We start from the raw sequence: 8,141 nt of genomic DNA, 5'->3' as shown, positions 1-8,141 counted from the left end.
CCGCACCGGCGCCCGCCGCACCGGCGCCCGCCGCACCGGCGCCCGCCGCACCGGCGCCCGCCGCACCGGCGGCGCCTCCCGCCACGATCCCGGCGGCCTTGAGTGAGTACCCGGCGGCGAACCAGCCGACCATCGCGACCGGCAGCAGCGCGGGGATCCCGGCGTTGACGTCCTTGAGCTCGACGACCGCGACCCGGCACCTGGCGCACTCCTCCAAGTGCTTGCTCAGGCCCCGCTCGGCCCGAACCCGCAGCCCGCCGCGCGCGTACGCCCCGAGCCGGTCCGCGTATCGGGCGCAGTCGCCGCCCTCGGTGAGTGAGGTGGAGACATGCGCCTGCAAGTACGCCTGCTTGAGGCCCTCCCGGGCCCGGCCGGCCAGGACCGCCGTGGCGTTGGCGCTGAGTCCGAACAGCGGGGCGATCTCGCTGGGCGACTCCTCCTCGACGGTGGTGTGCCAGAGCACCGCCTGCCACCGCTCCGGAAGCGACCGGAACGCCTGCATGGCCAGCGACTGCTCGGCCTCGTGCATCGCCCGTACGTCCGCGCCGAGGTCGACCGTGGCGTCGTCCCGGCCGTCCGAGGTACGGGCCGCCTGGTCGGCGAAGAGGGCGAAGTCCTCGACCAGTTGCTCACGCTTCGCGGTCTTCGTCCAGGAGGCGGCGACCCGGCGCACGGTGGTCATCAGATAGGCACGCACGGCCTGCTCCGGCCCCGCGCCGCCCCGCACCGCCTGGAGCGTACGGGCGAACACCTCGGCCGTGAGGTCGTCGGCCGTGTGCGCGTCCCGGCAGCAGCCGCGGGCGTACCGGCGGACCGGGTCCGAGTGGCGCCGGAACAGCTCCTCGTACGCGGTGTCGTCGCCCGCCCGCATCCGCTGGATCAGCTCGGCGTCGGCGGTGGTCCGCTCACGCTGCCGCGGAACACCGGGTGTGGGCGGGGCGTCGGACTCCTGGGCGGGGCCCCACGGCCCGGGCAGCACGGTCCCGCCGGGCTCGCCGTCGCCGTCCGTACCGCCACCGGGGCCGCCCTGGCTCGGCACCCGCCGCGAGGGCGGACCGTCCGGCTCGGTGCCGCTGGCGCCGCCGAGCTCGTCCCGCCCGTCAACGTTCACCGCGGAAGCCCCCGTCAGCACGCTCAGACCCAACCACGCGCCAAGCGTCCCACAGCGCCCCACACCCGAGGAGACCCCGGCCCCCGACTACCCGATAGTGGACCAGGGGCGGTGGGCACCCAGCGAAGGCCCGCGGCCCCCGCCCCGTACAGCCCGTCACGCAGGCCGCGACCGCAGCCCCTCCAGCAAAATGTCCAGCAGCCGGGAAGAAGCCGCAGCCTGCTGATGCGGATCCGGCAGCGACGGCGCCGCCGTGGCTATCACGAGCAGTACATCGGCCACGGTCACGTCGCCCCGCAGCTCCCCCGCCTCCCGAGCCCGGTCCACCAGCTGCCCGACGACCGCGAGCAGTTCCGCCGCCCCGGGGTCGTCCAGCTCGTCCGCCGACGCCGGACGCGGCTCGACGACCCGCAGGCCGGGCACGCCGGGCGCACCGGGCAGTCCGGCCTGCCGCTGCTGCGGCACCCGTACCTCAGGTGCGATGGAGCCCGGCGAGTCCAGCGACTCGACCGGCTCCAGCACGGGCACGGGCACGGGCCCGGTGCCGGCCCCGCCGACCACCGTCGACTCCTCCGCGTCCACATCCACGCCGACCCGCAGCACCTGCGGCGGCAGCAGCCGCCCGGCACCCGACGCCACGGACGTCCGCAGGAACCGGGAGAGCGCCGACCACGGCTCCTCCTCCTGGCCCAGCGCGGTCCGCGCCTGGTCGGTGAGACGCGCGGTCTCCTCCTCGGCTATCCGCCGCACCAGCACGTCCTTGCTCGGGAAGCGCCGGTACACCGTGCCCACGCCGACGCGGGCGCGGCGCGCCACGTCTTCCATCGGCGCGCCGTACCCCAGCTCGCCGAAGACCTCGCGCGCGGCACGCAGCACGTGCTCCAGATTGCGCTGAGCGTCCACTCGCAGCGGCGCGGAGCGGGAAGCGGAAGCGCTCCCACCACCGCCGACCGCGCCCACACGACCATTGCCGTCCGCCGACGCGACGACAGCGGACTGCCAATGAGAGTCCTGAATATGCATAACCGTTCCCCCGGTAATGACGTCTCCCCCCGGAGACTCCCCGCCCTGACAGTCGGGTGGCCGGACCCGACACCCCGACGAGGTACGAACATAGTTGAGCCGGAGTCAATTCAGAAGGGGGTTGTTCCGCACGGTGTGCCCCCCGATCGGAGCAAGGGCCGGAACCTTCCCGATTCGAACCCCCGCGCGACCCCTATCGCCCCGCCCTGACCTGCGTATTCTCCTCGACTGGCGAGAAATCCCAGCACCTGTTCCAGCCACATCCGTCAGTCACACAATTTGCCGGGCCTGTGGACAAACGCCGGAGGCCGATGCCTCATGGGATGGTGAAGGCTGCGATCAATCGGGGGTCGAGCCCCGAACCACCGCCCGGCACGCGCATTCTCGTGGTCGGCGGCGGCTACGTCGGGATGTACACGGCGCTGCGTCTGCAGCGCGAGCTCAGGGCGCAGTTGCGCGACGGGCGGGTGCGGATCACCGTGGTCGCCCCGGACCCGTATATGACGTATCAGCCGTTCCTGCCGGAGGCGGCCGCCGGATCCATCTCGCCGCGCCACGTCGTCGTACCGCTGCGCCGCGTCCTGGACCGCTGTCACATCGTCATCGGCGAGGCGCAGCGCATCGATCACGCCGCGCGGACCGCGACCGTCACCACCCTCGCCACCGAGGAGGAGGGCACCGGACCGGTCGAGATCGAGTACGACGAACTGGTCCTCGCGCCCGGCTCGGTCTCCCGCACCCTCCCGGTCCCGGGCCTGGCCGACTACGCCATCGGCTTCAAGACCGTCGAGGAGGCCATCGGGCTGCGCAACCACGTCATCGAGCAGATGGACATCGCCTCCTCCACCCGCGACCCCGCCGTCCGCGATGCCGCCCTCACCTTCGTCTTCGTGGGCGGCGGTTACGCGGGCGTGGAGGCGCTCGCCGAGCTGGAGGACATGGCCCGCTACACCGCGCGGTACTACCACAACATCAAGCCCGAGGACCTGAGGTGGATCCTCGTGGAGGCCAGCGACCGGATCCTGCCCGAGGTCGGCGAGGAGATGGGCCGGTACGCCATCCGCGAGCTGCGCGGCCGCAACATCGACGTACGTCTAGAGACGCGCCTCGACTCCTGCGAGAACCGGGTCGCCGTACTGAGTGACGGCTCCCGCTTCCCCACCCGAACGGTCGTGTGGACCGCCGGGGTCAAGCCCGCGCCCGTCCTCGCCGCCACCGGTCTGCCGCTCAACGAGCGCGGCCGGCTCAAGTGCACCGCGAAGCTCCAGGTGGAGGGCGTCGAGCACGCCTGGGCGGCCGGGGACGCGGCCGCCGTACCGGACGTCACCTCGGACGAGAAGGACAAGGAGTGCGCGCCCAATGCGCAGCACGCGGTGCGCCAGGCCAGGGCGCTCGCCGAGAACGTCGCCGCGTCCGTCAACGGACAGCCCCTGCGCGAGTACGCGCACAAGTACGTGGGCTCGGTCGCCTCGCTCGGCCTCCACAAGGGCGTCGCCCATGTCTACGGCCGCAAGCTCAAGGGCTACCCTGCGTGGTTCATGCACCGCGCCTACCATCTGAGCCGCGTCCCCACCTTCAACCGCAAGGCGCGCGTGCTCGCCGAGTGGACGCTCGCCGGCCTGTTCAAGCGGGAGATCGTCTCGCTCGGCTCGCTGGAGCACCCGCGCGCCGAATTCGCGCTCGCGGCGGGCGGTGGCCCCGCCAAGCCGGGCCCCGAACCCGGGCCCAAGCGGCCCGGCGGCAAGGAGAACTGACGGTTGTCAGTGCGGTCCGCCACACTGGACGTGTGACCATAGGTGGGCCCACACCTGCACAGAGTGACCCAGCAGCCAGCGACACACGAGGCCAAGAGATCCGTGAACTTCACGCGTTGGAGCGCCCGGCTCCCCGGTACGCAGCGCCGCGCCGCCGCACGGACCGACCGGGGCTCCGTGCCCGCCGCGCGCGGTGAGTACGGGCCGGGGACCGACACCTGGCCGGACGACGACGGGGCGGAGGGCCCGGCGGCGCCCGCCCTGGAGGAGCTGTCGGTGCGTCAGCTCCTCGGCCGGCTCCCGGCCCTCGCCGCCCTGGTGTACGGCCCGGAGCACCGAGTGGCGTACGTGAACGACGCGTACGCGACGACGTTCGGCCCCCGCCCCGTGGGCGCCCCCGCCGCCAAGGCCCTGCCCGAGCTGGACGAGCTGGGCCTGCTGCCGCTGATGGACCAGGTGCTGCGCAGCGGCAAGCCCCGTACGGTCAAGTCCCGCAAGGCCCAGGGCGGCGGGTCGTACACGGTCACCTGCACCCCCGTCGAGATCCCCGCGCGCGGGGCGGCGGGCGGCGGGGTGCTCGTCTTCGCCGCCGACGTCACCGACCACGCCGAGGCCGCCGAGCGGCTGCGCGCCAGCGAGCGCCGCCACCGCGAGACCGCCGTGACGCTCCAGCGCTCCCTGCTCCCGCAGGAGCTGGAGCAGCCCGACGACCTGCGGGTCGCTGTCACGTACCAGCCGGGCGGCACGGACGCGGCGGTCGGCGGCGACTGGTACGACGTGATCACCCTGGGGGCCGGGCGCACCGCGCTGGTGATCGGGGACGTGATGGGGCGCGGGGTCCGCGCGGCCGCCGTGATGGGCCAGCTCCGCACGGCGGTGCGGGCGTACGCACGCCTGGACCTGCCCCCGCACGAGGTGCTCCAGCTCCTTGACGGCCTGGCCGCCGAGATCGACGCCAGCCAGATCGCGACCTGTGTCTACGCGGTCCACGACCCCAACGAGGGCCTGCTGGTGTACGCCTCGGCGGGCCATCTGCCGCTCCTCGTACGCCACGCGGACGGCAGCGTGCACCGCGCGGCGGACCCGACCGGGCCCCCGCTGGGCACCGGCGGCTGGCTGCACACCTCCGGCACCATCGCCCTGCCGCCCGGCGCGACCGCCGTCCTCTATACGGACGGTCTGGTCGAGCGCAGGGAAGAGGACATCGACGAGGGCGTCGCCGCCCTGGAGCGCGCGCTGTCCGGCGCGGTCGGCACCCCGCAGGTCGTCTGCGACCGACTGATCCGCTCGCTGGGGGTGACCGCCGAGCACGACGACGACGTGGCGGTCCTGGTCCTCCAGCACCCGGCCCGTACGGGCCCGGACGCCGAGCTTTTCCACAACGCGGCGCTCGACCTGCTCGGCGGCGTGGAAGCCGCGCCACGCGCGCGTGCCTTCGCGTCCGGGGTGCTGGCCTCCTGGCGCTTCCCCGCGGAGCTGCGAGACCTGGGCGTCCTGGCGGCGAGCGAGCTGGTCGCCAACTCCCTCCAGCACGGCACCCCGCCGATGCGGCTGCGGCTGCGCCGCACCGACCGCCGGCTGATCATCGAGGTGACGGACGGCGACGACCACCTGCCGCGCCGCCGCCGCGCCGAGCCCGGGGACGAGTCAGGACGAGGCATCTCGATCGTCGCGACGATCGCCTCGTCCTGGGGTTCGCGCCGCACTCCGGGCGGCGGCAAAGCGGTGTGGTGCGAGTTCGCCCTGCCGGGCTGAGGGCCGTACGGCCGGCGGCTCAGGCCGCCGCGCCGACCTGCTCGTTCCTGTGCACGGCGACCACCCGCGACGGGGCCGCGAGCATCGGCTGGTCCTGCGCGGGCGTCAGCTTCCTGCCGAGCCGCAGCGCGAGCACGGTGATGCCGAGCGAGAACAGGATGAACGTCACGATGTACGGGCCGTGCAGCGTGGCGCCCATGGGACCGCCGACGAACGGGCCGAGCGCCAGCGCCATCTGCTTGACCAGCGCGAACGCCGAGTTGTACTGGCCGACCATCGCCTCGGGCGCCAGGTCCGCGACGAGCGGCGCCACGGTCGGCGACAGCATCGCCTCACCGAGCCCGAAGAGCGCGTACGTGGAGATGAACGCGGCGGTCGCCATGGTCTGGCTGCCGTGGCCGAGCCCCGCGTACCCGGCGAAGAGCCAGGCCACGGTCCAGATGAGCCCCACGGACGCGATGACGCGGCTGCGGCGGCGGCGCTCGACGAAGCGCAGCACCAGGAACTGGGCGACCACGATGACGGCGGTGTTGGCGGCCAGGGCGATGCCCAGGGTCGACGGCTCGATCCCGGCGGCCTCGGTGCCGTACGCCGCGAGACCCGACTCGAACTGCCCGTAGCAGGCGAAGAACAGCACGAAGCCGAGGACGCAGAGCTGGAGCATGGCGCGGTGCCCGAGCACGGCCCGGAAGCCGCTGCCGCTCTTGCCGCCCCTGGGGCGGGCGTCCGCGATGACCGCGTTGTGCGGCAGTTTCACGGACAGCGCGATCGCGGCGAGGACCAGGAACATCCCGGCCTCGATGGCGAAGAGCAGGGTGAAGGACGACGGACGGCTCTCGTCGACGATCTGGCCGCCGAAGAGCCCGCCGATGCCGAGCCCGAGGTTCTGCAGGAAGAACTGCGTGGCGAAGGCACGGGTACGCGAGGTCGGCGACGAGGACCACACGATCATGGTGGCGAGCGCCGGCTGCATGACGGCGGTGCCCGCGCCGAGCAGCGCGGCGGACCCGAGGACGGTCACCAGGTTGTTCGCGAGCCCCAGCGAGAGCGCGCCCACGGCGGTGGTCACCGCGGCGCCGACCAGCACGGGCAGGGGGCCGCGCCGGTCGATGACCCGGCCGGTGAAGAGCAGCGCGACGAGCGCGGCCAGGGCGAAGACGCCGAGGACGATCCCGGCCCAGAAGGAGCCGAGCCCTCGCACCGAAGCCACGTAGATGTACAGATACGGAACGGTGAACCCGAGTCCGAACGCGCTCAGCGCGTTCCCCGTCTGGATTCGGCGCATCGCCGCGCCCATCACCTTGGTCACACTCACCACCTTGAGGTCTCGAAGTGGAAGTCCTCGAACCTGAAGGTCTCAAGGGCGAAGACTTCAACACTAAAGTTAGAACCTCAACAATACACACTCAAGGACTTAGATGCCAACGCACCCCGTGCGATACTCGCCGCATGGCTGAGACCACCGAGCGCGGCGGGCCCACCGGCCCAGCCGGCCCCGAGGAGCCGACCCTCGACGAGCAGATCGCGGCGTACCAGCGCGAGTTCCGTGACCTCGACCCCCAGGTCGAGAAGGTCGTTTCGGCCCTGGGCCGGCTGAACCGCCGGATGAACGTGGCGTACGGACGCCAGGTCGCCGCACTCGGCATCAGCAACGCCGAGTGGGAGGTCCTGAAGACCCTCGTCCTCGCGGGCAAGCCGTACCGCCTGGGCCCGGGCGAGCTGGCCAAGCGCCTCGGCCTCACCCCCGCCGCCATGACCCACCGCATCGACCGCATGGCGGGCGAAGGCCTGGTCACGCGCGACCGGGACGAGAACAACCGGGTGCGGGTCATCGTCGAGCTGACCGACGAGGGCCGTACGAAGTGGCTGGAGGCCATGCAGATGGCCACCGACTTCGAGGAGGACCTGCTCCAGGACCTCACCCCGGACGAGCGCGGGGCCCTCGGCGAGATGCTGATCCGCCTGCTGCGACGGGTGGAGCACGCCCAGCCGGACGCGGGGGGACGGCTCACGGACCTGGACTGAGGAGGTCCGGCCCGGGGGTTCCGAAGGGGGCCCGGCCGGGGTTCCAGCCGGGGGTTGACACCCCTCTCCCAGGTGCGTAAGGTTCTTCGAGTTGTCACGGAGCCGGAACGGTTCTGCGGCAGCCGTCCGCCGCAGATTTGCGGCAACCCCATCTCAGTACGACCTCCCGATCGGGATGAATTTCGGCATGCCGAATTCCATTCGAAGGGGGTTGGATGGATCGGTCGGTCCGATTAGGAGCCGCCCAGGAAATCCGCTAGAGTTTGGGACGTCGGAACGGCCCAACGGCCGGGAAGACAAACCGACTTGAACCGGGAGACCGGAAAGCAGGCCCGAAAGGATCTGATAGAGTCGGAACCGCCGGAAAGCCGAAAGGCCGGAAAGCGAGTCCCGCTGACTGGGAATCGGACACGAAAGAGTCTGATAGAGTCGGAAACGAAGGAAGCGCCCGGAGGGCCCGGAAACGGGAACAA

At 72.3% G+C, this 8,141-nt stretch carries 6 protein-coding genes; 3 read left to right on the top strand and 3 right to left on the bottom strand.

What is annotated here, in order from left to right; all coding sequences use genetic code 11:
• Nucleotides 1-1,111 (bottom strand): sigma-70 family RNA polymerase sigma factor (locus tag ACFWA7_RS39030; RefSeq protein WP_385827916.1); only part of this gene is annotated, 1,111 nt, incomplete at its 3' end.
• 156 nt (nucleotides 1,112-1,267) lie between these two features.
• Entirely contained in the window at nucleotides 1,268-2,134 is an 867-nt protein-coding gene (locus tag ACFWA7_RS39025) for a TetR/AcrR family transcriptional regulator (RefSeq protein WP_385545795.1), read from the bottom strand.
• Nucleotides 2,135-2,457: 323 nt separating this feature from the next.
• Between ACFWA7_RS39025 and ACFWA7_RS39020 the strand changes: the two genes are divergently transcribed.
• Both ACFWA7_RS39020 and ACFWA7_RS39015 read left to right on the top strand, forming a co-directional pair.
• Nucleotides 2,458-3,888 carry an NAD(P)/FAD-dependent oxidoreductase gene (locus ACFWA7_RS39020; RefSeq protein WP_385827914.1) on the top strand — a complete coding sequence of 477 codons (1,431 nt, stop codon included), beginning with the start codon at nucleotides 2,458-2,460 and terminating at the stop codon, nucleotides 3,886-3,888.
• 102 nt (nucleotides 3,889-3,990) lie between these two features.
• Complete coding sequence (locus ACFWA7_RS39015) at nucleotides 3,991-5,643, top strand: SpoIIE family protein phosphatase (protein WP_385545789.1); 1,653 nt, start codon at nucleotides 3,991-3,993, stop codon at nucleotides 5,641-5,643.
• A 19-nt stretch (nucleotides 5,644-5,662) separates the two neighbouring features.
• Here the strand turns inward: ACFWA7_RS39015 and ACFWA7_RS39010 are convergent, their stop codons facing one another.
• Nucleotides 5,663-6,940: an MFS transporter gene (locus ACFWA7_RS39010; protein WP_385827918.1), complete on the bottom strand. Its 1,278-nt coding sequence runs from the start codon at nucleotides 6,938-6,940 to the stop codon at nucleotides 5,663-5,665.
• Between the two features lie 152 nt (nucleotides 6,941-7,092).
• Here ACFWA7_RS39010 and ACFWA7_RS39005 point away from each other — a divergent pair, with 152 nt between their 5' ends.
• Entirely contained in the window at nucleotides 7,093-7,668 is a 576-nt protein-coding gene (locus ACFWA7_RS39005; RefSeq protein WP_385545786.1) for a MarR family winged helix-turn-helix transcriptional regulator, read from the top strand.
• Nucleotides 7,669-8,141: the final 473 nt, after the last annotated feature.

Source organism: Streptomyces sp. NPDC059994 (genome assembly GCF_042737755.1).
Classification (GTDB): Bacteria; Actinomycetota; Actinomycetes; order Streptomycetales; family Streptomycetaceae; genus Streptomyces.
Note: the sequence above shows the minus strand (reverse complement) of the source record. Positions and strands in the feature narration are given on the sequence as shown.

Bases quoted from the DNA above. Each gene is read 5' to 3' on its own strand.
- ACFWA7_RS39020 (WP_385827914.1), top strand. From the start codon at position 2,458: ATGGTGAAGGCTGCGATCAATCGGGGGTCGAGCCCCGAACCACCGCCC.
- ACFWA7_RS39025 (WP_385545795.1), bottom strand. From the start codon at position 2,134: ATGCATATTCAGGACTCTCATTGGCAGTCCGCTGTCGTCGCGTCGGCG.
- ACFWA7_RS39005 (WP_385545786.1), top strand. From the start codon at position 7,093: ATGGCTGAGACCACCGAGCGCGGCGGGCCCACCGGCCCAGCCGGCCCC.
- ACFWA7_RS39010 (WP_385827918.1), bottom strand. From the start codon at position 6,940: ATGGGCGCGGCGATGCGCCGAATCCAGACGGGGAACGCGCTGAGCGCG.